Here is a 26291-nt window from a genome sequence, read left to right as displayed (position 1 = left end):
CCAAGCTCAAAAGAGCTTGGTTCTAAAAAGACCTTCTATTCAAACTGAATATTAATCACTTCTTCTCTGCCATTTCTAATGACAGTTACATCTATACGATCTCCAGGGCGATATCTATATAATTCTCTTTGTAATCCGCCCATGGTTTTTACAGTTATTTCACCAATTTTAGTAATTACATCCCCAGGTAACATGCCAAAAACTTCTGCAGGTGAATCTGCAACAATTTCAACTACATAAATACCATATTCTGCTTGAAGCTTTGTACCAGTTGTAGCTTCAAAAGCATCTACATTTACACCACGTATTCCTAAATGAACTCGAGTAAATTCACCTTGCTCAATAATTTGTTCAACTATTGGTTTAGCTGTATTAATGGGTATTGCAAACCCTAATCCTTCCCCAGATCTAATTTTAGCAGTGTTAATTCCAATTACTTGCCCTCTAGCATTTAATAACGGACCTCCACTATTACCAGGGTTAATAGAAGCATCAGTCTGAATTAAATTCTCGATTGTTTCTTGTCCATCCAGCGGAATTGAACGATTTAATCCACTAATTACCCCTTGGGTTAATGTTCTTTCAAAGTTTAAACCTAAAGGATTACCAATAGCCACGGCAATTTCACCGACTTCTAAAAGATCACTATCTCCCAATTCAGCAACAGGTAAATTTGCAGCATCTACCTTTATGACGGCTAAATCTAAACTTCTATCTTGCCAAACAACTTCAGCTGGCAACTGCTCTCCATCATATAAAATGACACCTATCTCTTCTACATTACCATCCCCAACTACATGGGAATTAGTTAAGATGTATCCCCTTGCATCAACAATAACACCTGTCCCTAAGCTAGGTGTTCTTCTTGTTGTTCCAAAAAATGCATCCCTTTGTAATGTAATTGTGGTAATCCCAACCACCGAAGACATTGCTTTTCTTGCAACCGCCGAATATACAGTTAAATCTTGTACAGGTTCAATAACAAACGGTTGACCTTCCCCACTTCCTACATAAATTCCCCTTTGTTGGATAATCTGGGGTAAGTAAGTATATGTGGCAGCCATCGTAATTGTACTTCCTAGTAATGCACCTACTAATATAAGAATAAAATAACTTACCTTTGAAGTTTTTTTGGGTTTTAATTTTCTTTCTTGATCAAAATAGGTGGAAGGCCGAGCTTCCATTTTCATATCTTGATCCATCCTTTGATCCACACCTTCTACCATTGGTGTATTTTCTTGAGGGTCATTTATTTCTTGATATTCATTATTATTATCATAGTTCATAATCAGTACCTCCTGAATAGCTATATTTTGAAAAATATTCAATCCTAACTGATTTAAAATAGTATAACAATAATTATGTCCATTTTAGCTAAATTTCTTCATAATTAAAGATAAAGATTATTTACAGAACCGATACAAATGACTTACACGATCTCGAAAAGCCATATCAATCATAACATCCTTATTAATGACAATTTCGTTCATTGATAAGATACTTTTAATTGTCTCGATTGCCAACTCTGGAAAGTTATTATCTTTACTTAAATGAGCTAGCATTACAGTTTTTACATTTTTATTTACTAGATCTACAATGGCATTGCCACAAGCTTCATTACTTAAATGTCCAAAATCTGAAAGTATACGCCTCTTTAAGTAATAGGGATATCCCCCAGCCTTTAACATCTCTATATCATGATTTGACTCTAATACTACCAAATCAGAATCACTAATATGATCCTTAATCTCGTCTGTAATGTGGCCTAAATCTGTAGTTATACAAATTTTAGTTCTACCATTAAAAAGAGAAAAACCAACAGGTTCATTTGCATCATGGGAAATCTCATAGGGTAGTATCGAGAAATTACCCATTTCAAAGGGTTTATTAGTTTCAAATATTTTAATATTATCTTCCTTTATGCTCCCTAACTTATGCTCCATTCCTTCCCATGTCCCTTTATTTGCAAAAATTGGGATGTTAAATCTACGGGACAAAATACCTGCCCCGTGAATATGATCTGAATGTTCATGGCTAATTAAAATACCTGAAAGTTTTTGGGGTTCGACTCCTATTTCCCCTAGCTTTAACTGGATCTGCTTACCACTCAACCCAGCATCTATTAATATTGAATTACTATCATCAGCGATAAAATGACAGTTACCACTACTACCGCTGGCAAGGGAACAAAAATTTATTGTCATATTACACCCCCAATCGTTGTGCTTTAGTTTGATCGAGTTTCTATAATTATATCAAAGTTATATGATGGTTTTGTGAAGATTATCGCACAAATTATACTAAAGGCTAGAATGCACACCCTTTGGGATGTGCATTTATCTAACCTACTATTTTCTTAATTGAAGCTCCCAAACTAGCTAACTTCTCTACAACATTATCATAGCCTCTTTCAATATAGTGAATGTTTTCTATTTCAGTTTCACCCTCTGCAATAAGTCCAGCAATTAATAAGGCTGCACCAGCTCGAAGATCACTAGCAGCTACCTTTGCTCCCATTAAGTTACTTACCCCTTGTATTACTGCTACTCTTCCCTCTACTTTTATATCGGCTCCCATTCTTTTAAGTTCATCTACATGTTTAAAACGACCTTCAAAAATTGTCTCAGTTACCATCCCTGTTCCTTTAGCAATAGTTAATAAACTTGACATTGGTTGTTGAAGATCAGTAGGAAAACCTGGATAAACAAGGGTTTTAATACTAATATTTTTTAAGTTTTTAGAAGATATGATTCGTAAAGAGTCGCCATTTTCAACTACTTCTACACCCATCTCCTTTAGTTTAGCTGTAATTGCTTCTAAATGCTTAGGAATTACGTTATTAATAATTACGTCTCCACCAGTTGCTGCAGCAGCAATCATATAAGTTCCCGCTTCAATTTGGTCAGGAATAACCATATGATTACATCCTTTAAGCTTTTCAACTCCACGGATTTTAATGACATCAGTACCTGCTCCACGGATATCTGCACCCATACAGTTTAAGAAGTTGGCAACATCAACAATATGGGGTTCCTTTGCTGCATTTTCAATAATGGTATTTCCTTCAGCCATTGTAGCTGCCAGCATAATGTTAATTGTTGCCCCTACACTCACAACATCCATATAAATTTCTGCTCCAACTAGCCTTTCTGCTTCTACTGAAATAAGTCCATGTTCTATAGAAACACTTGCACCTAAAGCTTCAAATCCTTTTATATGTTGATCAATAGGTCTTGTCCCAATAGAACAGCCTCCTGGATAAATTACCCTAGCCTTTTTAAATCGACCCAGACCTGCACCTAAAAGATAATAGGAAGCCCGAAGTTCTTTCGCCATTTCATAGTCGGCAAAGCATTGATTCATTTTTGTTGTATCTACTTCCATTGTTTTTTCGTCTATTTCAACAACTGATGCACCTAAATTAGTTAATATACTACCAAGAGTCTTTACATCACTTATTTGCGGTAAATTTTCAATAATGCACTTACCTCCAGCTAAAACTGTAGCTGGAATAATAGCTACAGCAGCATTTTTAAAACCACTTATATTAACAATACCTTGTAATTTTTTACCACCATCAATTATTATTTTATCCATAGATCCCACTGACCAGTGTCAGCAATCCACCACCTTTAAATTTAATAAATTTATTAATCAAAGCATTTCGCATATTTACACCACTCATAACTCCTATTTTATCACTTACATGTCTATTTGTTAATGGAAAATTTAACTATATAAAATAATATTTTTACTTAAATTTTATTATACCATTCTATAACATCAAAAAATAACTTAAGTAACTCTATTTTTTTCTAAATTATCTAATAATTTATTTTATGCAATAAAAAAAAAGTAGAAAAGTCCAATATACTTTTTCTACTTTTAATTTAAAAATCCTTTATTTTTTTTAAAAAACATTAATTTTTCAAGGCTTCGACATAATAGGTTCTTCCATTTGTTAATGTAATTTTCCAAGCTGGAAAAGCTCTTCCAGTTTCAATTGTATGCCAGTTAGTAACAAAATCAAAATCATGAGGATTGAAATAATATCCCATTTCAATACGATCGACTACAACTCGATTCCCTTTATTATCATCAACTATTTCAGACATTTTTCTAAGTAGTGCGTGGGTTGCAGGGATTAAAACTTTTTTCTCATTATTTACCTTTTCCACCTCTAAAAGCATACTTTCGAAACCAACAACACCAATGTCGTTAACATATACATGAATATGACTCTCCCCTAAAAACCGATTATTGAAAGTCTGATTGTATATTAACTTATATAAGTGCTCATCTAAAATCTCATTATAATAATTATGATGGATTTGATTAAGAAGCACATCAGAATCATCGAAACCCACCTGGGCTAAAAACTCAATACTTTTACTAATGGCATCCTTTTCACTAAGACTGCTGGCTCTACCTTTATTGAAGTTATAGTACTGAATTCTTTTACTGCTCTCAACTATAAGTTTTTCATCACCCTTTTGATAGACAACCTCATTTATGTCTAACTTATTAACACCTTCGTCAGCTAACTTATAATTTTCCCTTAAAAATTGTTTGGCTACCTCATTAGGGTTATATTGTTGATATTTAACTGTTAAATAAACAGGTAGAGAGATTATCTCCTTAGGAATATCCGTTTCTAGAAAAATTCCATTTTCTTTTAAATGTGTCTCTACATTTGAGATATATTGATCGCTAATAATGTTTAGGTCTCCACCTACCAATAGATCCCTACTCAAATGATAGAATAAAAACATATTGGTCACGATAAAAGCTAATATTAGAATATTTTTTGCCTTTGACCAATCCATATCATCCACCACCAAATTAATTTGCAGTATAATTATAATTATATAATAATGACCCACTATATCCGTCAAAATAGTAAACCCTATTATTCACTGTGATCCTCCAGTTTGGAGTAAGCAATTGCATCCCCCCTATTTCTAAGGGATCATGATAAACGATTTCTACATTACTAATACTACTTAAAATCTCGTTATCATCTATTTTATCTACAGTAATTGAATCTTCAATAAAATCTTTCTTAAGTAATTCAAGATGTTTTTCAATAATATTTATTGGAGATATAATGCCTTCGCCCATATCGAAAGAAGCTGGGTTTAACTCATTTCTAATTATCCGTCTATAGGTCTTCACCTTATTTCCAAATATCTCAATTTCAATCGGTGGTATATCATCACCAATGGCTATTGGGTATCCACCAACACTATAACCGAAAGAAAAATAGTAACCTTTATTAGACTCAGCAACATTTTCTATTTTGTCTATGTAGGCTGTTTCTGGTAGCCCTCCATGACCATCTATAAAACCAAGAGCTACGTTTAAGGCTTCTGTTACATTAGTACTTGAAGCATTTCCAACTTCTTGTTTAAATTCTAGATGACCTCGATTACTTACCCGAACACTTTTTTCCCCATAGCCATATAAAAAGATTCTAGAACCACTGGTTTCTTGTATTGTTTTAACAAAATCAAAATTATCATTAAAAAGACTTTTCGTTCTTGCAATCACATCAGATTCATTATTACTATTAATCTCACTTTCAATTACTATTGAGTGCAATGGTTGATCATAATTTACAGGTATGAGGGTTTGATTCCCCACATAATTTAAAGTAGGATAATATCTAACAAACTCTTTTCTTTCAAGTTCTAAAATAGATCCTTCTAACATATCATTTTGATAATTATTTAATCTTACTTCATAAATATTATCATCATTACCTACCAAGTAGATTCGACCAACATTATTTACAGGGATAAAGATTTTTTTGATTTCCCGTACATTTCTAATAATCCTACTATCTACTACTTCAAATAATGAAGAAAGTATTACGGATGATATATTATCTCCAAACTCTAATTCGACAAACCTTCGTCTATTATTATCGAGATATTGATCTATACCGATGGATTCTATTTCTACTTCTCCTGCGAAAAAATCAAGAAGAAGGAGTTTGCTTATTTCCCAAACATCCTTCATCTCATAATAATCTAAAATCGTATATGGAATGGCGTATGGATCATTCCTAGTTCCTCCACCAAAGCCTACAGTTGCCCTCTTCGGTGAAATAACCTGATTACGCAAGTCATAAACTTTGGCTTGATACTCCTTTCCGCCAGTCGCGTCTGTTTGTAATAATGGTAGCGGTGAATCGAACCAAATCTTATGAACCGACATAATGCTCAATATTACCAGCAAAGATAATATCAAGGTTTTAGTTCTTTCTCTATTCATAGTTTCCACTCCAGATTACTGAGTTTTGCCGTTACCTGCAATTCCTTGTAAGATTTGTGTTGTAGATCTTAAAAGTTTATTATCTTCTAAAGACTTTTTTACATCCTCAACTCTATTGACTCTTACTATGCGTGTTTCCATTTCCTTTGAACCATCTTTAAATATTGCATGAACTTCTACCTTGTTAGTGCCTCTTCTTAAGTCGACTTCCGCCCAACCTCTTTGAAGCGCTCCTACTTCGATGGTTATAGGATCTAGTCCTAATGTAAAGTTTTCCCCATCTTTTTCAAGACTTGTATTATAGTATACTAGGATCGTTACTTGAGTTTCTCTAGGGGCAGTAAATTCAATAACCAATTTATTATTTGTTGTGCTAGACTCATCTCTTTCTGGTGTAACAACTTGTAATTGTTTAGCTTCCCTCACAATAGCAGATTTGTTAGTCTGGTTTGCATATGTGAAGGAGCCTGAGCTTCCTAATATAACAAGTACGCATGTACATGCCATTAATTTTTTCATCATACAGATTCCTCCTGTAAAACAACATACGTGTAATTATTATCATTATACAAGAATAATGTTACAATCATATTACAACCAAATTAAGAATAAATTACATGAGATTCTCCCATTAAAGGTAGTGAAATTACAACCTTTGTGCCCTTTTCTTCGTTACTAAAAATTTGGATTGATCCCTCATGGGCATCAATTATTTCCTTGGCAATAGATAAACCTAATCCTGTTCCGCCCATTTCCCTCGACCTAGCTTTATCAACACGATAGAAACGTTCAAATAGTCTTGGTATATCCTCTTTAGGAATCCCTATACCGGTATCAATAATCTCAATTACAGCATTCTCTTCCGTAGACTTAACAGTAACTTCTACCAAACCACCCTTTGGTGTATACTTCAAAGAGTTACTTACAACGTTTAATAAAACTTGTTCGATTCGGTCTTCATCAGCAAAAATATCAATAGAGTTAACTTCATCCTCAACAAAACACTTTAACTGTTGTTCTTTATTCTTTGCAGATACATCTAATTTTAAAACAACTTTTTTAATTACATCATTTAAATCAACCGCTTTTTTATCCCAAGCGCCTTTTTTAAAATCGATATTAGATAACTGAAGTAAGTCCCTAACTAAACGATTCATACGGTCAACCTCAGTATCTATCACGTGAAGAAATTGTAATGCCATTTCCTTTTCATCTATTACGCCATCAATTAATGTTTCAGTATAGCTTTTGATAGTTGTTAAAGGAGTTTTCAGTTCATGGGAAACATTAGCAACAAATTCTTTTCTAATTTTCTCTAACTTTTCATGTTCTGTAACATCCTGCAGTAAAACAATGATTCCTCCAAACTCACTCTTCTCGTTAATAAATGATGCATAATTAGCTCGTAAGGTGATCCCATCCTGCATGACCATCATTTCACTTTTAGACTCTCCATTGACAATTGATTTTAGTTGGGAAATAGTTAGTCTTTCATTAAAGGGATTAAAAATTTCATCAAAACCCATATTTAAAAGTTTTTCTTCATTTAATCCTAACATCTCAATAGCTCTTGGATTTGCATGAATTACTCTACCTTCTCCGTTAGCTGCTATTAATCCATCGGCCATATAGGTAATGATGGTGTCCATTTTTTGCTTTTCACTAGACATTTCCTGCAGAGTAGCCTTAAGTTTCCCTGTCAATAAATTAAACATAGATGCCAACTGGCCAATTTCGTCATCAGACTTTACTTCTACATATTGATCAAAATCACCCTTAGACATCTTTTCTGCTTTGGTAGTAACATCTTGAATTGGCCCCGTTATACTTTTTGCAATAAAAAATCCTAAGACGATGGTAATTAATAATGCTAGAAAAGTTGCATTTATTAATATTCTCTTTGATTGTTCTAGTGTTTCATTTATATCGGTTAAATCTTTTCTTAAATAAAGGGCTCCAATAATCCTACTATGCTCATCATATATAGGATATACATTATTCATCGTACTTCTATTATTTCTTAGGGTCCCTTTTTCTGATTTTTCTCCAAAAAATGCAGCTAAAATTAAATCTGGCTCTAAAATGTCTGTCGCATTATATGAGATATAACCAGTGTTTGTAGTTGCAGCAATTGTATAGCTACTATCATTTTTAATAACATAAATCTCTAAACCCATCATTTCGTATGGGCTTATGTTGGCTTGTATATCATTACGATCTTTCTCTAAGTCCAAATCCTTTAATGCCATCATTACATAGTTGGCTGTCTCTTCAATATTTTTACTAACTTCCCCAAAATGGTATTGTTGGAATTGTTGTATCAAAAAGACCCCTATTATGATCATGGCGATAAATACAAGGAGGAAGTAAATTGTTATAAATTTCCACCTTATGCTCTTGAACATCCCTATGCCCTCCTAAAATAGTACCCGACTCCTCTTTTAGTCATAATATATTTTGGACTACTGGAGTTATCTTCTATTTTTTCTCTTAGTCTTCTAATCGTTACATCAACCGTTCGTATATCTCCATAGTACTCATATCCCCAAACCTCTTTTAGTAATTGTTCTCTTGTAAAAACTAATTCGGCTTGAGTTGCTAAGAATCTTAACAATTCAAACTCCCTAGACGTTAATTCTATAACACTTGTTTCCTTCTTCACTTCATATTTATTAAAATCAATTGTAAGAACACCTGAAGAAATGACACCTGCATTTTTATCTCCATCGGATATATTTACACGTCTTAAATTCGCTTTAACCCTAGCTAATAATTCTCTCATTCCAAAAGGTTTAGTAATATAGTCATCAGCACCCATCTCTAACCCTAAAACCTTATCTAGTTCCTCTTCCTTTGCTGTTAGCATCAAAACAGGCATGGAGAAATTTTCTCTTATTTTTCTACAAACTTGAAATCCATCCAGCTTGGGTAACATTACATCCAAGAGAACTAAATCAGGATTGAATTTGGCAACTTTATGTAATGCCTCTTCTCCATCTCCTGCAACTTCAACTGTATAGCCTTCCTTTTCCAAGTTATACTTCACAATATCAGCAATTGTTTTTTCGTCTTCAACGACTAAAACTTTTTTCTCCATAACTTCAAACCACCCCAGACTTTTTTAATAGATAAACATTCTACTTAGAGATCCTTTTTTCCTGCTGTCCACAATATTTAATTAATAGAAGTCAAAAATTTTTGACTTCTATTAATTAATATTTAAATAAGTGGTAATAATTCTCTAAGTTTTCACCATTACCCAAATCATGAATAAGCTGAATAAGGGTATTAATTCCTTCTTCCTCTACAAAGTTCTTAATGATCCTAAAGGATCTTGTATAAGCTTTAAATTGGTCTAACTGATGGAATGAGTTGGTCAGATCTGTAAGATTAAATTCATCATCTCTGAATTCCACCCATTTACCCCATTCATAACCATCAATCTCATATTCAAAGTAAAGGCTAACCCCCTCTGTAAACCAAATAGGAAAGTTTCCTTTACCTAGATGGTCGGTGAACAAATGGATTAGCTCATGAAGGACAGGTCCTTCATTATAAAATAATTCTTCTAACCTCTCTTCATCCTTCACCCAATGGGTTGGGTCAAGAATATGCAAGGTATCACCATAGTAGACACCCATTGGTGGTGTACCCTTCCTTAGCATTGTTACCTTCATCATAGGTGCTGGTTCATCATATAATACTAAGGAAATTTTACTTTTAGGTTCATACTGAAATATTTTAACAGCCTGCTGATACTTACTCTCAGCAGTATATGCAACTAACGCTAAAATATCTTCGTCTATATTGTTATATTTAATTATAAAATGATCTGTTTCCAATTGATGATAGTTTCTTACCTGAAAAGATACTGCTAGATTTTCAACATTTCTTATAATAGGGCGCATGACCCTAAGCACCTCTACTTGTCCCAGATAACCACCAACAGACATGATTAAAATAAGCAAAGTTATACAAATCTTTAATTTCAAATTACTTGTGTTATTTCTTAGTGATTTTATCATAGCTACCCCTCCCTTTTTGCTATGTAAAGGGATAGTTCTTTAATAGTATAACATACAATTATGTAAACTTCCAAGTATTTAATACTGGTGTAATATGTAAGATAATATATTTTTATCACTTTTTCATTGTTCCTGCATACTCTATATTAGAATATTTAGAAAAGGAGGCCTACTTGTGTTTGGATATAGAGGTGTTATAGAGGATATATTGATTGAAAAGTTAATGGTCTCAGAAGATGAACATATCCCTGTAATCATAACAGGAAAAGACTGCCAATGTGATGATTTGGAGGCTTTCGTCCATAGTCTAGGGGGAAAGGTAAAGCATAAATTAAATATTATTAATGCTGTAGCTGTATATCTACCAACGGTTGGAGTTAGAAATGTTGCCAGAGAAAAAGTTATTGAGAAGATCTTTTTTGACGATATGGCTTTTAAGTTAATGGATGTCGCCTCTGTTACTGTTGGTTCAGACTATGCCAATGAGCTTAGATTAACTGGAAAAGGAGTTGGGGTTGCAGTAATTGATACAGGAGTTCATCCCCATAGTGACCTCGTTACTCCTAATAACAGAATTATCGCCTTTAAAGATTTTGTTAATAACAAGAATCAACCCTATGATGATGACGGTCATGGTACTCATGTTGCGGGTTGTATTGCAGGAAATGGCTTTGCCTCAAGAGGTAAGTATATGGGGGTTGCCCCAGATGCCAATATTATAGGTATTAAAGTATTAAACCAAGACGGGGGAGGAAGTATCTCCGATGTAATTGCTGGTATCCAATGGGCTGTTGATAACCGTAGACGTTATAATATTAAAGTGCTTACCCTCTCATTAGGTACAGCTGCTAAAAAGAACTATCAACAGGACCCGTTATGTCAAGCTGTAGATGCAGCTACTGCGGCAGGAATTACGGTAGTTGTAGCTGCTGGTAATAACGGACCAAAAGAATCCACTATAAATTCTCCTGCTATTAGCCCTAACGTAATCGCTGTTGGTGCTTGTGATGACCGTAAGTCAAAAGCTCCTAAAGATGTCACTATAGCAGATTTTTCTAGTAGAGGTCCAACAATAGATGGTTTAAGTAAACCTGATATTCTAGCCCCTGGAGTTAATATTAATTCCTTAAGTAATGAAGGTAATAATTATCGTAGTCTTTCTGGAACCTCAATGGCTACTCCAATCGTTGCCGGATGTGCTGCTCTATTATGGGAAAAGAATCCTGAAACTACTCCTTTGCAAGTAAAAAACCAAATCACCAGCCATGCTCTTCCCCTTGGTTTTAATCCAGATAGTCAGGGTGCTGGCTTATTGGATATCAAAAAAATTGTTAATGGAATGTCCCCTAAACCATCACCCAATAATCCTCCAAATAGTCCCCATACAAAAAAGCCCCAAGGATTAATCGGTAACCGTGGTAGCTGGTTCTGGGTACTCATATTAGTGATCATATTAATTATACTATAACAAAAAGTTCTTTAAAGTTAATATAACTAAAATAAACGTGACCCGTAAAAGGTCACGTTTTTAGTATCTACCTTAGTATCTAACAAAATTTAAAGGATTTAAAGGCTGACCATTTTTTCTAACTTCAAAATGTAGATGTGGTCCAGTACTTCGCCCAGTACTTCCTACTGTTGCAATTTGTTGCCCTTTATGGACTCTATCTCCCTTTTTAACCAACAATCTATTTGCATGGGCATAGTAGGTTTGATATCCATTTTCATGATCAATAATTACTAAGTTACCATAAGCACCATTAACTCCTGAAAATGTAACTTTACCAGCATCTGCTGCATTAATAGGTGTTCCAGTAGAGGCTGCGACATCAATACCTTGATGCATCGATCCCCATCTCATTCCAAATCTAGAAGTAAGTGTCCCACGAGTTGGACTAGCAAATACGCCAGTTGCAACTGTTGCCGGTCTAGGGGTAGTTCCTTGGGCAATTACCCTTTCAGTTGGCTGAGAAATAACTTTTTCTTCTAATACTTCCCGTTTTATCTCAACCCCGTTTTCTTTTATAATATATGCCTTTAGTTCCCGTTCTCCCTCTATCCCTTGCTTAACTATTTTTTGGTCTCCTTTATAAAGAGTAGTAGTTTCTTCGTAGGTTGTTTCATAAGGAATCGTCTCTATTAATTCTGCATATTCTTTAGTTCTAACAGTAATAAAGGGTTTTGGAACTACTAAGCTAATCTGTTGACCAATACTAAGTCTTTCTGGGTTTAAATCTGGATTTGCTTTTGCTATATCTTCAACAGTTAAATTGTACTTTCTTGCAATAGTCCAAGTACTTTCTCCACTAGCAACCTCATGAATCTGCTCTTCATCAGACCCTTTTATAATGTAATTAAGGGCATCTTCAAAACTTCTCACATCGCCAACGGCTGTTTCTTGAGCCACTAACTCAACTGATTCACTAAAGTCTATCTCTAAATATTCAGTCCCCTCTTGATTATTGAAGGGTTCTCTTAATGCTTCTAATATGGCTTCTGCTGTTTCATAATCTTTTACTAATATGGTTTCAGTTCCATCTATTACTATAGCTACAGACTTCACCTGAAGATCTAATTGTTTTTTTATGTTTCTAACAATTATTTCGTGATTAGTAATTTCTGTGTCATCAGCTTTTACTGTCTTAATGGTTACGTTATCTGCTATGGACATTTCCTGTTGAAAGGTACCTTCAATTTCACCTTTTACGATATCAACTGCATTCCAAAAGTCTTCTTCTGCTCTAACGACTCCAATAACCTGATTATCAATTTCTATTGAAATAGCTGCTAAAGACTGGTTCATCCAATAATTTGTAAGCAGAGCTATTGATAGGATAAACACTACAACCGTTGAAGCAGCAATTATTTTGTACTTCTTTAAGTTCTGGGGACTTTGTTTATGATAGGTAATCATTAGATTATGTATATTACGTTTTATCGAATGGGTAGTTTTAATTAGCTTTATATTTGCCATTTTTAACATTAGCTTTAGTTTTTTCTTGTAAAGCTCCATATTCTTTTGGTTCATTTTTCAAACTCCTCTCAAGTATGGGCTTGCATTTTTATTGTTTTGTATATCTATATCTATTATTCTGTACGTACTCTTTTATATTTTCCTTATAATTTCTTAAATAAATTGTAATTGTTTTGTAATAATTCACCCTATTATTATATAATAATTATTTCTGTTAATTCAACCCCAAACTGAAGTTTTTTTAACAAAACTATTTTTTCCCATATTTTTGTTTATTATTCAAATTTTACATGAAGCCATTCTTCAAATATAGGCCTAAGGTCCTTATCAGTATTTTTTTCTAATATGTTATAAAAATCTAAAGTTGTAGCATTTTTAAATTGGTACATTTTATAATATTCTTTAATGCTCTCTCTAAATTCATCCTCTCCCATTTCTTTTCTAAGTTCTTCAATAAACAAAGCCCCTTTACTGTATACGATACTACTATACTCTAAAGCATCATCAAAATCCTTTAAGCTTCTTAAAATCCCTTCTCCTCGATCAGATCTTAAATCTAAAAAGTTATCATACTGGGCCTTTATCATTTTTTCTAGTATTTGCTCCTTAATATGCTCACCATATTTTTCTTCAAAATATAGCATTGTAGAATACTCTGTTAAAGCTTCGTCTAACCATGGTTCTTTCACTTCATTGTTGCCAACAATCCCATACCACCATTGATGGGCTATTTCATGGGCAATAACATACTCTAGTGGAAAATCTTCCTCCATTTCATATAACTTAGAACCGATCATTACCAAGTTTGGATATTCCATTCCCCCTAAGAAAAAATCACAGGCAACTACCGAAAGTTGCTGATAGGGATATTTACCAAAGATCCTGTTGAATATTGCAACTGAATCTAAAGCTACTTGAAGAGCCTCTTTGTTCTTTTCTCCTTTAATTGTATAGGACTTTACTGTAATACCATCTATATTAGACTGTTGCAGATCAAAATCCTTACTTAATATAACTGCAAAATCCCTTACCTTCTCTGCTTTAATTCTATATGTGGTCATATTATTTTTTTTGTTTTCATCTATCATATTTCCTGTACTAGCTAAAACAAAGTTACTAGGTGCATTAAATATAATCTCGTAATTAGCTACTTCACTGTAGAAAGGATCTCCAATAGAGTAATAGGGGTCTAAATTCCACCCGTACTGGTCATAAACTGCTAAAATCGGATACCAATTAGTAATGTTAACAGTATGTTCTCCATAACCCATTCTTGCCAATACGTTGGGTATTTTCACTTCAAACTCTATTGTAAACTCCCTTAATTCTCCTGGTTTTATAGAGGATTGAGGACTTACCCGAAGAATAGTTTCTCCTTCTCCCATAACCTTAAAATAAACCCTTTTATTGTTCTCCTTTACTTCTATAATCTCTATCCATCCAGGGTTAAACCCATTGGGATAAGCAAATTCTCTTTCATCGCCATCGAAGGGCACTTGCCCTTTATTCCTAAAGGCATTAGGATAGATATGAAAATAGATATTTTCAAAATCTATATCCATATTATTTTTAAACGCAATATTCTGCTTAGCTTCAATCGTCATAGATTCTTCAAGGAAAGTAGCCTCTATCTTATATTGGGTTAGTAAATTTTCATTTGTTTTTCTACTTGCAACATTTTCTATATGTGGATGATCAAATACTGTTTGTATTCCTATTGTAAAAGATAGTACACTAAATACTATACATAGTAACTTTAGTCTTCTACTGACTTTCAATTCAATCCCCCCTATCTAATGGTGATATTTATTAATATGTATTTTAATGGTATATTATGTTCTAAAGGATAAAAGTCGATAGGTATGATATAATAGAACCAAAGTTATTATAAACAGGAGTGATGTATTTATGGGTTTTATCAAAAATCCACCGTCTATCGATTTAGGTGATACTCCTATTGAGAATATATTTATTGATGTCTACATGCCTATGGCTAATGGTACCTTTGTTAAAGTCTATTTATTAGCCTATAAGTATTCTTTAGATGCTGAAAAGAGCATGAAGGTAGATAACATGACAATATCTAAAAACCTAAATATTCCTTTATCAGATGTATTAGCTGCTTGGGACTTCTGGGAAAGTAAGCAAATCATTAAAAAGCGCTTTCTTTCAGATGAAGACGAAACTAATTATTCAGTTGAGTTTGTCAATCTAAAACAGTTGCTCATCGATAATCATTACAGACCAAACCAAAAGAAAAGCGCTGTATCATCTCAGGAAAATGAAGGAGATTTTGCATTATCAACCAAGGATCTTGTTGAAGCAAATCAAATACCAATAATAAAAGATATGTTTCTACAAATTAACGCCATCATTAATAGACCACTTGTCCCAAATGAGAAACGGCAAATTTTAGAATGGTTTCATCAATATAATATAGAGCCACCATTAATTGTAAAGGCCTTTAGTTATTGTAAACACAAGAAAAACAAAAAAAATGTAACTTATGTGGGCGGCGTCCTACGTAATTGGTATGATCTTGACATTACAACCGTCGAACAACTACAAGAATATCTTCTAAAAACAGGAGAAAGATATGGCCTTTACGAGCGTGTCTATAAAGCATTAGGATTCAACTTCAGAGAACCTACAGAGTCTGATATGAAAATCATGAATAAATGGGTGGAAGAATTTAAATTTTCCTTAGACTTAATTCTAAAAGCTTGTGAGAATTCTAGTAAAACATCTAATCCAAATATTAATTATATTAATAGTATATTGACGGACTGGTTTAATAAAGGAATTAAAACTATTGAAGACATAAGTAAGCTAGATCATAAAGAACCTAATTCTTACAAGAAACAAGTCTCCAACGTTAAAGAACATCGCTTTAAAACAAGATTTCATCTTTCAGAAAGTCGTGGAGAAAAATACACAAATGACGAAATCGAAAATATTCTTTTAAAAAAGAATAAAAAGAAATTTGAGTAAAGGATGAAAACTGATGGTAAATACAAAAACCTTTATAAACGAAATTTTACGAGACTATGAACGAAAAAGAGATCGAGCCCTAAGAGAAAAAGAAATGAGAGTAGAAGACATCTATCATAGAATACCAAGAATTGCTGAAATTGATCAAGAGATTACGAAGGTTAGTATCGGCATCTCAAGATCAATTTTAAATCAATCAGAGGATCCTGAAAAAGCGTTACAAAGTTTAAAAGATAAGTTAAATGCTTTAAAACAGGAGAAAGCTTATCTCTTAACAGAAAATAATATTCCTGTACAATACTTAGAGGTACAATATCAATGTAGTCACTGCCAAGATAGAGGTTTTCTTCCTTCTGGGGAGAAATGTAGTTGCTTTAAACAGCAATTAATTAATAAGGCATATTCTATGTCTAATCTCTCAGATATTCTAAAGAAAGAGAACTTCCAGAGCTTTAATATTAATCTATTTTCAAATGAAATAGCTCCAGGACAAGAAACTAGCCCACAAAATAATATGCTTGAGGTTTTAAACATCTGTGAAGGGTTTGTCTTCAACTTTGATAAACAAAATGAAGAGAATCTTTTATTCTATGGTCCTACTGGATTAGGGAAAACTTTTTTAACTAATTGTATTGCTAAAGCCCTACTAGATAAGGGCAAAATTGTTGTTTATCAAACAGCCTTTAAAATTTTTGAAGTATTAGAGGCAATACGCTTCCATAATTCTCAAGATAAAGATCATTATCAATTATTATTTGATGCAGACTTATTAATAATAGATGACCTAGGTACCGAAATTACAAATACTTTCACTAATAGCGAATTATTTAATATTATTAATAGCAGGCTGTTATCTAATAAAAAAACCCTTATCTCTACAAATCTTACATTAAAAGAGATTATGAACAATTACGATGACAGGATTTTTTCTAGACTCTTTTCAAAATATACTTTATTAAAGTTCTTTGGGAACGATTTAAGATGGCAGACATAAAAATACATAAAAAAGCCCTACTCAAAAGAGTAAGGCTTTTTTATGTATTGGTAACCCCTTAGGGTATAAACTCTTATTATAATCAATTATTATAATCAATACCTATAAGAGTTTAGATTCAGTAACCCCCAGTATTCCTCACCAAGAACCACTGAATATAAATTGGTGACCCATCCGCGACTCGAACGCGGGACACCCTGATTAAAAGTCAGGTGCTCTACCGACTGAGCTAATGGGTCTTGCCTGTAACCACAGTTATATATTTTATACGTTTCTTCGACAAATGTCAACACATTATAAAGATAATCTTTTATTGAATTTTAAAGTTATTAATATCGTATATTTATTAATGATGAAGAAGAATAATTCTTAACCATAATACCTTAACTATACAAGTTATACAATCTCCTTAAAATATGTTTTAAATAAAGAAGTACCCTATAGGGTAGACTAAGTCAATCACCTCTACAGGGCACATTATTTAAAAAATGATTTTATTTCTGGCACATTTAAAATTTTACTACATAATATATAAATACACCCAATACAGTTACTCGTTACACGGTCTTACAGCAACAGTTGGCCCAATAGCTACTGGTCTATCTTGTAATAATTGTAGTCTTAGGGTAATGACCATCTTTTCTTCAATCTTTGAAAATAATTTCTCTCCTACAGGTAGTTCAGCATGACGTGGATGCTCACGGTGTAGATACTCATCAAACTCTACGATCCTAGAACTTATTAATTTGCAGAATGGTAACTCATTAAAAAACTCTGTGCTAATTTGGTTAAACTCTGATAAATCTCCTGCTAGTAACTTATCTTTTTCTGCGAAGGTGTTTGGTAAATCTTTAGTTCTTAAATATTCAAACTCAGTTGATGTGGTAGGAATTGGTGGGGCAGGAACTGTTCCATTGAATGTTACAGGTGTAGTACATTCAAACGGTACGTCTACTGTACAGTGGCGAATATCTCCGCATATCCCTTTTCTACTAGAGCAATCTTTTGTTGAATAATCAATATTTTTGCGAACAAAACCTTTAATAAATAAAATATTAGTATCTTGCAGAAGCATACATTGAGTTATTTTAATTCGCTTTTTAATATGCTTAATTTCAATTGCCGGTTCTGGTAGGTCTATTTTTGATATTACATTAAATTGAACAACTAGATCAGCCAAAACAACTGGGATTCTAGCGACAACGCCTGCTGTAATTGGATCTATTGTTACAGGAACATTATCACATTCGCCTATAGTTTCAGTCTTAACCTTCACACAGAAGTCTTTACATTCTGATTTTGGAGGTACTACAGCGTTTTCATATTTAGTTACATAAGATCCATTATTCTTTTTATCAATATAAACTTCTCTACTATCCATATTATTGATCCTCCTACTTACCCTTTTTTGCTGAGCATTAACTTCTGCTGTCTTTTTCCTACTACATAGTATTCCATTAACATAATTTGGTGTTTATTTTCTATGATGCCATTTAACTATCATTAATTAATTAAAAAACCCAAAACTATAACCGTAGTTAATTGGTTATAGTTTTGGGTTCATTTATTTAAGTTTAGTATTAAATTAATCAATAAAGCTAATTAACCATTAAAATATTGCTTCTCTAATAATGGTTTGGCTTCTTTTTGGTCCTACAGAAATAATTTTAACAGGTACTTGCGTATATTCTTCAATAGCTTTAATATATTTTTTTGCATTTTCAGGAAGATCTTCATATCTTTCAATTGATGTAATATCCTCTTGCCAGCCATCTAGTTCTTTGTATACAGGTTTACATTCAGCTAATTTATTTAAATCAGCAGGGAAATGATGAATTATCTCCCCTTTATATTGGTATCCTACGCACATTTTTATTTTATCAAAGCCACTTAAAACATCCAAAAGCATTAATGAAATTGCTGTTAGTCCATTAATTCTTGAAGTATACTTTACCATAACGCCATCAAACCAACCGCATCTTCTAGGTCTTCCTGTAGTCGTACCAAATTCATTTCCTTTAGTTCTTATTAAATTGCCTGTCTCATCATGTAGCTCTGTAGGAAAAGGTCCACTTCCAACCCTTGTAGTGTATGCTTTAACTGCACCAATCACTTCACCTATCATATTTGGCCCAACACCTGCTCCAATACAAAACCCTCCTGATGTTGGATGAGAAGAGGTCACATAAGGGTAAGTACCTAAATCAATATCTAATAAGGTTCCTTGCGCTCCTTCAAATAAAACCTTCTTCTCTTCTACTAAGGCTTCATGAACTATTACGGTTGTATCTGTAATGTACTTCTTTAGTCTATCAGCATATCCACAATAAGTATCAAATATTTCCTGAGGGTCAAATCCCTGGCTTTCATAATATTTCTCAATTAATTTGTTTTTTCTTGCAACTTGAGAAAACAGTCTAGATTTAAAATGTTCACGATCTAAAAGCTCCCCTAACCGAATACCGGAACGCTCAATTTTATCCATATAACAAGGACCTATGCCCTTTTTTGTTGTCCCTATCTTATCTTCTCCCCTAGCATCTTCTTCAAGGGCATCTATCTTTTTATGATAAGGGAATATCACATGAACCCTTTCATCAATCATAACATTTGATGTATCCACACCTTGGGCTTCTAAAATATCAATTTCCTTTAAAAACCCTTCTGGATCAAAAACTACGCCATTACCAATAACATTTTTCTTGTCATTATATAATACTCCCGAAGGCATTAGATGAAATGCATATTTTTTATCTTCAACGATAACCGTATGTCCTGCGTTATTTCCACCTTGTGCCCTTACAACTACATCAGCTTCTCCAGCTAAATAGTCAATAATTTTACCTTTACCTTCATCGCCCCATTGGGCACCAATAATTACAACTGATGGCATTATTCCACTCCTCGTCTTAATGTTTTACGAACTTACCTTTTATATTATCATATTAATCCATTATTTACGATATGTATTACAAACAATAAGTTATTTTTTTTAATAAACATACGACATTCATTTTATGACCTCTATTGATTTTTGATTTAAATTCTAACACGATAGTTAATTAATAGTAGTTTTTTTCATAACTAAAAAAATATACTATCTTTTAAGCCAAAAAAATAAAGCTAAGGTTTCCCTTAACTTTATTGAAATTAACTTATTTACCTTCGAAGTGATTGTTTAAGTCTTCAATCAATTTACTTACATCTATTCCATGAACTCTACCGGCATCGCCGATACTTTCCATAGTTGCTCCTGGACAACCAAGGCAATGTAGACCGTGTTTCATAAATACAGCTGCTACTTCACGATCCATTCTTAAAACGTCCATAATTGTCATGCTTTCAGTAATTTTAGCCATTTTTAATTCCCTCCTTAATATACTTCTATATTAGTAATATTACCATTCTTTGTAGAATTTATCAATAATGATTAATTAATAACATTTAAAATATTAACTTATCCACATATTAATATCATCTAATTTGATTATATTTTTACCTATACCCAAAAGTTATTCACATAAACCACAAACCTATGCACAGGTGTTCGGTGGATAATGTGGATAACTTTCTTTGTTTTGTTCATAGATTTCTCTAGTTATTGACATTTTTATGAATCTACACTTTAATATATCCCCTACTTTTTTAAAATAAGTTTGATATTCTTTCAATTTTTCATCTTCGTAGATAGCTAATCCTTGATCTTCAAATTCATCTAATTCAATACCATTATCAAAAAAACCACATTTAATATAGCATCGATAAGCCCTTGTATTAAATTCCGCTACCTTTAGATCTAGTCGCTTCATTTTCATTTCTTCAAAATAGTATCGAATAAAACTTTTAAGACTATCTGTTCCATACCCTTTATTAATATGATTAGGGTCAAAAACGATCCCCAACTCACTAATTTTCCTAAACCACTTAATGTTTCTTAGGGAAATGTATCCTACTAAGATATTTGACTCATTATAAATAGCAAAGCTCTTTCTTTTTAATGAGTGTCTTTTTATAGCATACCAGTAATCTTTCTCTTTTTTATTCATCTTTGGAAAGGTATAGCTATAAAATAATGGGTCTTCATGGGCACCCCAAAATTGCATCTCATCAACATGTTCCCTTTTAAGCTTAGTAATATAAGTATTTTTCCCCCTAATAACCACTAATATGCCCCCTATATTAAATTTAATAAAATAAACTTTAATATATCAATATTATATGTGATTAACTTAACCCTCTCTATACCTCTCAAAATCAGCAAATTTTTGAAAATTACCTAACCAAATTAACTCTACTGAACCTGTTTCACCATGCCTATGTTTAGCTATGATAACTTCTGCTAAATTCTTTTTATCACTGTCCTCATGATAATACTCATCACGATATAAGAACATTACTAGGTCAGCATCCTGCTCAATAGCTCCAGACTCCCTCAAGTCGGAAAGAATAGGTCTATGATCTGCTCTTAATTCAGGTGCACGAGAAAGCTGTGATAATGCAATTACAGGACAATCTAACTCCTTAGCCATTATTTTTAAGTTCCTAGATATGGCAGAAATCTCCTGCTGTCTATTTTCTGATCTTCTGTCTCCTTGCATTAATTGAAGATAATCCACCAGGACCAAATCTAGTCCTTGTTCCATTTTCAATTTTCTACACTTAGATCTCATTTCCATAATTGAAATCCCTGGTGTATCATCAAAAAATATTTTAGCTTGGGATAATGGGATCATGGCCTGAGCTATCTTTCCCCACTCTTCTTCATCTAAATTTCCTACTTGTATCTTACTCAAGTCTACCATTGATTCTGAAGCCAACATCCTTAACATTAACTGCTCCTTTGACATCTCCAAACTAAATACAGCTACTGATGCACCACCCTTAACTGCTGCATTTTGAGCTAAGTTAAGGGAAAAGGCAGATTTACCCATAGCAGGTCTTGCAGCAACTAAAATTAAGTCAGTTTTATGGAGTCCACTTAGCTTTTTATCTAAATCAATAAAACCAGTAGATAAACCAGTTAAACCAGTCTTATCTTCGTATAGTCTTTCAATTTGATCAAAAGTCGTTGATAAAACCTCTTTTATAGGTGTAAATCCTTCTTGTGAGCGATTCTGTGAAAGATCGAAGATGCTTTTTTGTGCCTGTTCTAAAATTTCATTAACTTCTAAATCTGATTGATAACCTAAATTAATAATTGCCTCAGATGAATTAATTAGTCTTCTAAGGGTAGCTTTTTCTGCAACAATTTCAGCATAATACCTTACATTGGTAGCAATGAATACTGCTGATGAAAGACTGGTTAGATAAGTAATTCCTCCAATAGCATCCAAAGTACCTCTGCTTTTTAATTCTTCAGTAATTGTAATGAGATCAACAGGTTCATTTTTGTTAAATAGGTTAAAAATAGCCTCAAAGATTTCTTCATGGGCTTTTTTATAAAAATCATCTGGATTAAGTACCTCAAGAGCAATCAAGATCGCTTCTCTATCTAAAAGCATAGACCCTAAAACAGATTGTTCTGCTTCAATACTGTGGGGTGGTACTTTACTAAACTGATTCACTGCTTCCATAAAAATCCTCCTAATTCCAATGAAGGGCTGGAGTGATTTCTCCAACCCTAAAACTTACTCTTGAACTACATGTACTTTTAGATTTGCTACTACACCTGGGTAGATTTTAATTTCTACTAACCTTACTCCTAATTCTCTAATAGGATCTGGTAAGTTCATTTTTCTCTTATCTATTTTAATTTTATGTTTCTTTTGTAGGGCTTCAACAATTTCCTTAGCTGTTACCGAACCAAAAAGACGCCCACCATCACCGGCCTTTGCCTTTAGTTCAACAGTTAATTTTTCTATTTTTTCAGCTAATGCCTTAGCTTCATCTAATTCCTTATCTTTTCTAATTTGTTGATATTTTTTTTGCTCCTCTACACTTCTAACATTACCAGATGTAGCTTCAACAGCTAGTTTTTTTGGGAATAAGAAGTTACGAGCATAGCCATCGCTGGCATTAACAACATCACCTTTTTTTCCTAATCCTTTAACATCTTGATTTAATATTACCTTCATATTTCTTCACCTTCCTCAAAGTATTCTTCAATAATTTTCTCAAGTTGTAACTTGGCTTCTTCAAGGGTTATCCCCTCCAGTTGAGCTCCGGCCACTGTCAAGTGACCACCTCCGCCTAACTTTTCAAGAATCACTTGGACATTGACATCCCCCATTGATCGGCCACTTATAATCACTGTTTCATCTTCTCTTTTACCAAGTACAAATGAAGCAGTAATCCCTCTAATATTTAATAGCTCATCAGCTGCTTGAGCTGCAATTAACTGTACGCTATTGGTTTTTTCATAAGTAGCTATGGCTACAGTTTCTTGTATAACTTTTGCTCCTTTTATAACCTCTGCTCTACACAAAATCGTATCTAAATCATCTTGGAAAAGTTGCTTCACTGAAACAGTATCTGCTCCTGCCCTTCTTAATAAAGAGGCCGCTTCAAAGGTTCTTACCCCTGTTTTAAAGGTAAAATTCTTTGTATCTACAGCTATCCCTGCTAATAATGCATCCGCTTCTACCTGTTCTATTGCGACTTTATCCTCCATATAAAACAATACTTCAGTTACTAGTTCGCAGGTAGAGGAAACATAGGTCTCGTGGTAACTCAAAACTGTATTTTCTATAAACTCGGTGCCTCTACGATGGTGATCTATTACAACAACATTATCAGTAGCATCCAATAATTTTGGACATTCTGTAAAGCTAGGTCTATGGGTATCCACCACTACTAACAAAGTGTTGGATGTTATTTTATTTTCTGCTTCTTCACAATCAATAATTGCTTTTCTGTAATGTTCTTTCTCTAATATTCGATCCATTAGTACCTTTATAGATGGATTTGACCCCTTCAACACAATATTAGAGTCTTTATTAAGGTTTCTAGCAGCACGATGTATTCCGATGGCGGCACCTAAAGAATCTAAATCAGCATTTTTATGCCCCATTACAATTACATTTTCGCTCTGTTCTATCAATTGTTTTAATGCGTGGGCAATTACCCTTGCCTTTACTTTTGTTCTTTTTTCTACAGCTTTAGTTTTTCCTCCGTAGAAACTTATTTTTTGGTTCTTCTTAACCACCGCTTGGTCTCCACCTCTACCAAGGGCTAAATCTTTAGCTATATTGGCGAATTCACAAGACTGTAAAGGGGTTTCTCCTTCACTTCCTATCCCTATACTTAACGTAATAGGAATCTTATTACCTAAATTAATTTCTCTAATTTCATCTAAAAGTTCAAATTTCTTAGATTCTAGCTTTTCTAAATGCTTTTTTTCAAATACCAATATAAACTTATCATTGGTGTACTTTCGCATGATTCCATTAAGTTTATTGGCCCAAAGATTTAAACGATGGTCTACTTCCGCAAGTACCATAGGCCTCGTAGATTCCTCTGTATTTTGCATAACTTCATCATAATTATCAACTTGGATTAAGGCAACGATAAACTTTTCATCTTCATATTTTTTCTTAATTGTTTGTAGCTCTGTTTGGTCCACCCAATATAACATAATTATGTAATTAGAAGTATGCTCTTTAGAAAGCTTTATAATATTATATAACACTTTGAAATATCTATCTTGTATCTTTATTTCATTTATTTTTTCTTTTTTATTCTGTAAAACGTTTCTTAAATCAAAATTTGGTATAATGTCCTGTACATATTTTTCTAAAATATCTTTTCGATCAATTACCTCAATAAATTTAGAATTATACCAAGTGATCCTCCCATCAAACTCAATAATTGTTAATGGAATTGGCAGATTTAAAACAGCCTGCTTTGTTGCGGAATCAATATCCGAAGACAAGCCTTCAATATACCTAGTCCATTCTTCTCTCCTAATATTACTGATTTTAAGATTGTAATAGATTAAGTAAGCTAATAGGAAAACCCCTATTATTCCTATGATGTAATTATAAAAAGAAATAATAATGATAAATACAGAGATAATAATTAAGTATATTCGGGTATCGGGTATTAATAGCTTAAAAAACCTGTTATTTCTCATGGGGATTCCTCCTAAATAACCTTTACTGCTTCTGTCTTATTTTTCTCATATCAATCATTGAATCTAACAATCCAAGTAATGAAACTAGTAATAATAAGGGACTAATTAAAATGATTAGTATATAAATAAATACCCTAACAATTTTATAAATACCTTTTTTCTTTAAGAAGAAACTTACGGATGCCATCCCTTGAATGAAGAATACTACGGCAAATATAAGAAAAACATTATTAATTAAATTATCTGTATGGATATTTTCAAAGTACCTTGTTAAATAACTCAATATCATTATCAAGAATGAACCTAATACAATGTTAGCTGGTAATTTAAACTCACTAAACTCTGGTAATGTTCGTTCACTAAATCTTAATCTTCTAAGAATAGACAAACTTACATAATAATTTATAAATGTTACAAATATAGATTGAATAATGATTAAGCTAGGAAAAATCATCATCATGTAATTAAAGAAGTAATGGATATCTATTAGTTCTAGGTTCATACTTGCTAGAGCTGCCGCTTGATTATCTATTGCATCTCTGACAATCATGCCAATGTGTTCAAGTATGTTTACTCCTCCTATTAAAGAGATTACTTGTATAAAAAGAAAAATAGTTAAAATACTCACTGCCGAGCCAATACCTATTACAGTAAAATCATCACGGTCCTTTTTTATCAAATGTCCCATAACTAAAGATAATGGACCAAAGAAAATTAATAAGAATAATGTAAACAGAATATCAGTTAAAATACCAGTGATTAAACTAGAAACAATTAATGAAAATAACCCATATTTTAGACTTTGTCTTGTTGTTATTATAATGAAGGGTACGGGTACTAGAAATATAAGTAAAAATAAGGTAGGCATATAGTAATATCCAATTCCAAAAAAAGATGCTATAGTAGCAATCATAGCCGCCTCTACTAGACCCCTATTGCTAGGTAAAGTATTCAATTTTT

Annotated in this window: 22 protein-coding genes and 1 tRNA gene; 3 read left to right on the top strand and 20 right to left on the bottom strand. The window is 33.0% G+C overall.

From position 1 onward, the window contains the following. Positions 1-35: 35 nt before the first annotated feature. From htrA to T335_RS0106345, 9 genes are all read right to left on the bottom strand, one after another. Positions 36-1286, bottom strand: a complete 1251-nt coding sequence (gene htrA / locus T335_RS0106385) for a serine protease HtrA (protein ID WP_242837259.1) — start codon at positions 1284-1286, stop codon at positions 36-38. A gap of 117 nt (positions 1287-1403) precedes the next feature. Next, positions 1404-2204 carry an MBL fold metallo-hydrolase gene (locus T335_RS0106380; RefSeq protein WP_034327899.1) on the bottom strand — a complete coding sequence of 267 codons (801 nt, stop codon included), beginning with the start codon at positions 2202-2204 and terminating at the stop codon, positions 1404-1406. 136 nt (positions 2205-2340) lie between these two features. Continuing rightward, on the bottom strand, positions 2341-3597 hold the full coding sequence (locus T335_RS0106375) for a UDP-N-acetylglucosamine 1-carboxyvinyltransferase (protein ID WP_026476802.1): 1257 nt from the start codon (positions 3595-3597) through the stop codon (positions 2341-2343). 323 nt (positions 3598-3920) lie between these two features. Further along, complete coding sequence (yycI, locus tag T335_RS0106370) at positions 3921-4826, bottom strand: two-component system regulatory protein YycI (RefSeq protein ID WP_156943638.1); 906 nt, start codon at positions 4824-4826, stop codon at positions 3921-3923. A gap of 16 nt (positions 4827-4842) precedes the next feature. After that, the gene (locus T335_RS0106365; protein WP_026476800.1) at positions 4843-6276 is read right to left on the bottom strand and encodes a two-component system activity regulator YycH; all 1434 of its coding nucleotides are present in this window, start codon (positions 6274-6276) and stop codon (positions 4843-4845) included. A 15-nt stretch (positions 6277-6291) separates the two neighbouring features. Further along, positions 6292-6798: a hypothetical protein gene (locus tag T335_RS0106360; RefSeq protein ID WP_026476799.1), complete on the bottom strand. Its 507-nt coding sequence runs from the start codon at positions 6796-6798 to the stop codon at positions 6292-6294. Between the two features lie 80 nt (positions 6799-6878). After that, on the bottom strand, positions 6879-8681 hold the full coding sequence (locus tag T335_RS0106355; RefSeq protein ID WP_026476798.1) for a sensor histidine kinase: 1803 nt from the start codon (positions 8679-8681) through the stop codon (positions 6879-6881). Positions 8682-8683: 2 nt separating this feature from the next. Continuing rightward, positions 8684-9373: a response regulator gene (locus T335_RS0106350; RefSeq protein WP_026476797.1), complete on the bottom strand. Its 690-nt coding sequence runs from the start codon at positions 9371-9373 to the stop codon at positions 8684-8686. A gap of 115 nt (positions 9374-9488) precedes the next feature. Next, positions 9489-10301: a peptidase MA family metallohydrolase gene (locus tag T335_RS0106345; protein WP_026476796.1), complete on the bottom strand. Its 813-nt coding sequence runs from the start codon at positions 10299-10301 to the stop codon at positions 9489-9491. Positions 10302-10476: 175 nt separating this feature from the next. Here T335_RS0106345 and T335_RS0106340 point away from each other — a divergent pair, with 175 nt between their 5' ends. Further along, positions 10477-11769, top strand: a complete 1293-nt coding sequence (locus tag T335_RS0106340; RefSeq protein ID WP_026476795.1) for a S8 family peptidase — start codon at positions 10477-10479, stop codon at positions 11767-11769. Positions 11770-11841: 72 nt separating this feature from the next. Here the strand turns inward: T335_RS0106340 and T335_RS0106335 are convergent, their stop codons facing one another. Together T335_RS0106335 and T335_RS0106330 are read right to left on the bottom strand one after the other, a co-directional pair. Continuing rightward, on the bottom strand, positions 11842-13329 hold the full coding sequence (locus T335_RS0106335; RefSeq protein ID WP_051569174.1) for a peptidoglycan DD-metalloendopeptidase family protein: 1488 nt from the start codon (positions 13327-13329) through the stop codon (positions 11842-11844). A 221-nt stretch (positions 13330-13550) separates the two neighbouring features. Next, complete coding sequence (locus T335_RS0106330) at positions 13551-15053, bottom strand: M1 family metallopeptidase (RefSeq protein ID WP_242837258.1); 1503 nt, start codon at positions 15051-15053, stop codon at positions 13551-13553. Positions 15054-15183: 130 nt separating this feature from the next. On the opposite strand from T335_RS0106330, the gene T335_RS0106325 reads away from it, so the two are divergent. Beyond that, the gene (locus tag T335_RS0106325; protein ID WP_026476792.1) at positions 15184-16266 is read left to right on the top strand and encodes a DnaD domain protein; all 1083 of its coding nucleotides are present in this window, start codon (positions 15184-15186) and stop codon (positions 16264-16266) included. A gap of 13 nt (positions 16267-16279) precedes the next feature. Continuing rightward, positions 16280-17260 carry an ATP-binding protein gene (locus T335_RS0106320; protein ID WP_026476791.1) on the top strand — a complete coding sequence of 327 codons (981 nt, stop codon included), beginning with the start codon at positions 16280-16282 and terminating at the stop codon, positions 17258-17260. Positions 17261-17423: 163 nt separating this feature from the next. Here T335_RS0106320 and T335_RS0106315 read toward each other — a convergent pair. The 9 genes from T335_RS0106315 to T335_RS0106275 all read right to left on the bottom strand — a co-directional run bounded on the left by T335_RS0106315 (position 17424) and on the right by T335_RS0106275 (position 26286). Beyond that, positions 17424-17499: transfer RNA gene (locus T335_RS0106315), tRNA-Lys, on the bottom strand. 311 nt (positions 17500-17810) lie between these two features. Further along, positions 17811-18641: a CsxC family protein gene (locus T335_RS0106310; protein ID WP_026476790.1), complete on the bottom strand. Its 831-nt coding sequence runs from the start codon at positions 18639-18641 to the stop codon at positions 17811-17813. A 228-nt stretch (positions 18642-18869) separates the two neighbouring features. Then, positions 18870-20153: an adenylosuccinate synthase gene (locus T335_RS0106305; protein ID WP_026476789.1), complete on the bottom strand. Its 1284-nt coding sequence runs from the start codon at positions 20151-20153 to the stop codon at positions 18870-18872. A gap of 262 nt (positions 20154-20415) precedes the next feature. After that, on the bottom strand, positions 20416-20619 hold the full coding sequence (locus tag T335_RS0106300; protein WP_026476788.1) for a DUF1858 domain-containing protein: 204 nt from the start codon (positions 20617-20619) through the stop codon (positions 20416-20418). A 174-nt stretch (positions 20620-20793) separates the two neighbouring features. Further along, entirely contained in the window at positions 20794-21423 is a 630-nt protein-coding gene (locus T335_RS21565) for a GNAT family N-acetyltransferase (protein ID WP_242837257.1), read from the bottom strand. Between the two features lie 66 nt (positions 21424-21489). After that, positions 21490-22824, bottom strand: coding sequence for a replicative DNA helicase (dnaB, locus tag T335_RS0106290; protein WP_334291164.1), 1335 nt, complete (start codon positions 22822-22824; stop codon positions 21490-21492). Between the two features lie 63 nt (positions 22825-22887). Continuing rightward, positions 22888-23334 (bottom strand): 50S ribosomal protein L9, encoded by a 447-nt coding sequence (rplI, locus tag T335_RS0106285; RefSeq protein WP_026476786.1) that lies wholly within the window; start codon positions 23332-23334, stop codon positions 22888-22890. Continuing rightward, positions 23331-25331: a DHH family phosphoesterase gene (locus T335_RS0106280; RefSeq protein ID WP_026476785.1), complete on the bottom strand. Its 2001-nt coding sequence runs from the start codon at positions 25329-25331 to the stop codon at positions 23331-23333. The genes rplI and T335_RS0106280 overlap by 4 nt, the downstream gene beginning before the upstream one ends. A gap of 22 nt (positions 25332-25353) precedes the next feature. After that, entirely contained in the window at positions 25354-26286 is a 933-nt protein-coding gene (locus tag T335_RS0106275) for a DUF2232 domain-containing protein (protein ID WP_026476784.1), read from the bottom strand. Positions 26287-26291: the final 5 nt, after the last annotated feature.

The organism is Alkaliphilus transvaalensis ATCC 700919 (genome assembly GCF_000621485.1).
Classification (GTDB): Bacteria; Bacillota; Clostridia; order Peptostreptococcales; family Natronincolaceae; genus Alkaliphilus; species Alkaliphilus transvaalensis.
Note: the sequence above shows the minus strand (reverse complement) of the source record. Positions and strands in the feature narration are given on the sequence as shown.

Excerpts from the sequence above, each read along its gene's own strand:
- htrA (WP_242837259.1), bottom strand. The coding sequence starts at position 1,286 with ATGAACTATGATAATAATAATGAATATCAAGAAATAAATGACCCTCAA.
- T335_RS0106380 (WP_034327899.1), bottom strand. The coding sequence starts at position 2,204 with ATGACAATAAATTTTTGTTCCCTTGCCAGCGGTAGTAGTGGTAACTGT.
- T335_RS0106375 (WP_026476802.1), bottom strand. The coding sequence starts at position 3,597 with ATGGATAAAATAATAATTGATGGTGGTAAAAAATTACAAGGTATTGTT.
- yycI (WP_156943638.1), bottom strand. The coding sequence starts at position 4,826 with ATGGATTGGTCAAAGGCAAAAAATATTCTAATATTAGCTTTTATCGTG.
- T335_RS0106365 (WP_026476800.1), bottom strand. The coding sequence starts at position 6,276 with ATGAATAGAGAAAGAACTAAAACCTTGATATTATCTTTGCTGGTAATA.
- T335_RS0106360 (WP_026476799.1), bottom strand. The coding sequence starts at position 6,798 with ATGATGAAAAAATTAATGGCATGTACATGCGTACTTGTTATATTAGGA.
- T335_RS0106355 (WP_026476798.1), bottom strand. The coding sequence starts at position 8,681 with ATGTTCAAGAGCATAAGGTGGAAATTTATAACAATTTACTTCCTCCTT.
- T335_RS0106350 (WP_026476797.1), bottom strand. The coding sequence starts at position 9,373 with ATGGAGAAAAAAGTTTTAGTCGTTGAAGACGAAAAAACAATTGCTGAT.
- T335_RS0106345 (WP_026476796.1), bottom strand. The coding sequence starts at position 10,301 with ATGATAAAATCACTAAGAAATAACACAAGTAATTTGAAATTAAAGATT.
- T335_RS0106335 (WP_051569174.1), bottom strand. The coding sequence starts at position 13,329 with ATGAACCAAAAGAATATGGAGCTTTACAAGAAAAAACTAAAGCTAATG.
- T335_RS0106325 (WP_026476792.1), top strand. The coding sequence starts at position 15,184 with ATGGGTTTTATCAAAAATCCACCGTCTATCGATTTAGGTGATACTCCT.
- T335_RS0106320 (WP_026476791.1), top strand. The coding sequence starts at position 16,280 with ATGGTAAATACAAAAACCTTTATAAACGAAATTTTACGAGACTATGAA.
- T335_RS0106310 (WP_026476790.1), bottom strand. The coding sequence starts at position 18,641 with ATGGATAGTAGAGAAGTTTATATTGATAAAAAGAATAATGGATCTTAT.
- T335_RS0106305 (WP_026476789.1), bottom strand. The coding sequence starts at position 20,153 with ATGCCATCAGTTGTAATTATTGGTGCCCAATGGGGCGATGAAGGTAAA.
- T335_RS0106300 (WP_026476788.1), bottom strand. The coding sequence starts at position 20,619 with ATGGCTAAAATTACTGAAAGCATGACAATTATGGACGTTTTAAGAATG.
- rplI (WP_026476786.1), bottom strand. The coding sequence starts at position 23,334 with ATGAAGGTAATATTAAATCAAGATGTTAAAGGATTAGGAAAAAAAGGT.
- T335_RS0106280 (WP_026476785.1), bottom strand. The coding sequence starts at position 25,331 with ATGAGAAATAACAGGTTTTTTAAGCTATTAATACCCGATACCCGAATA.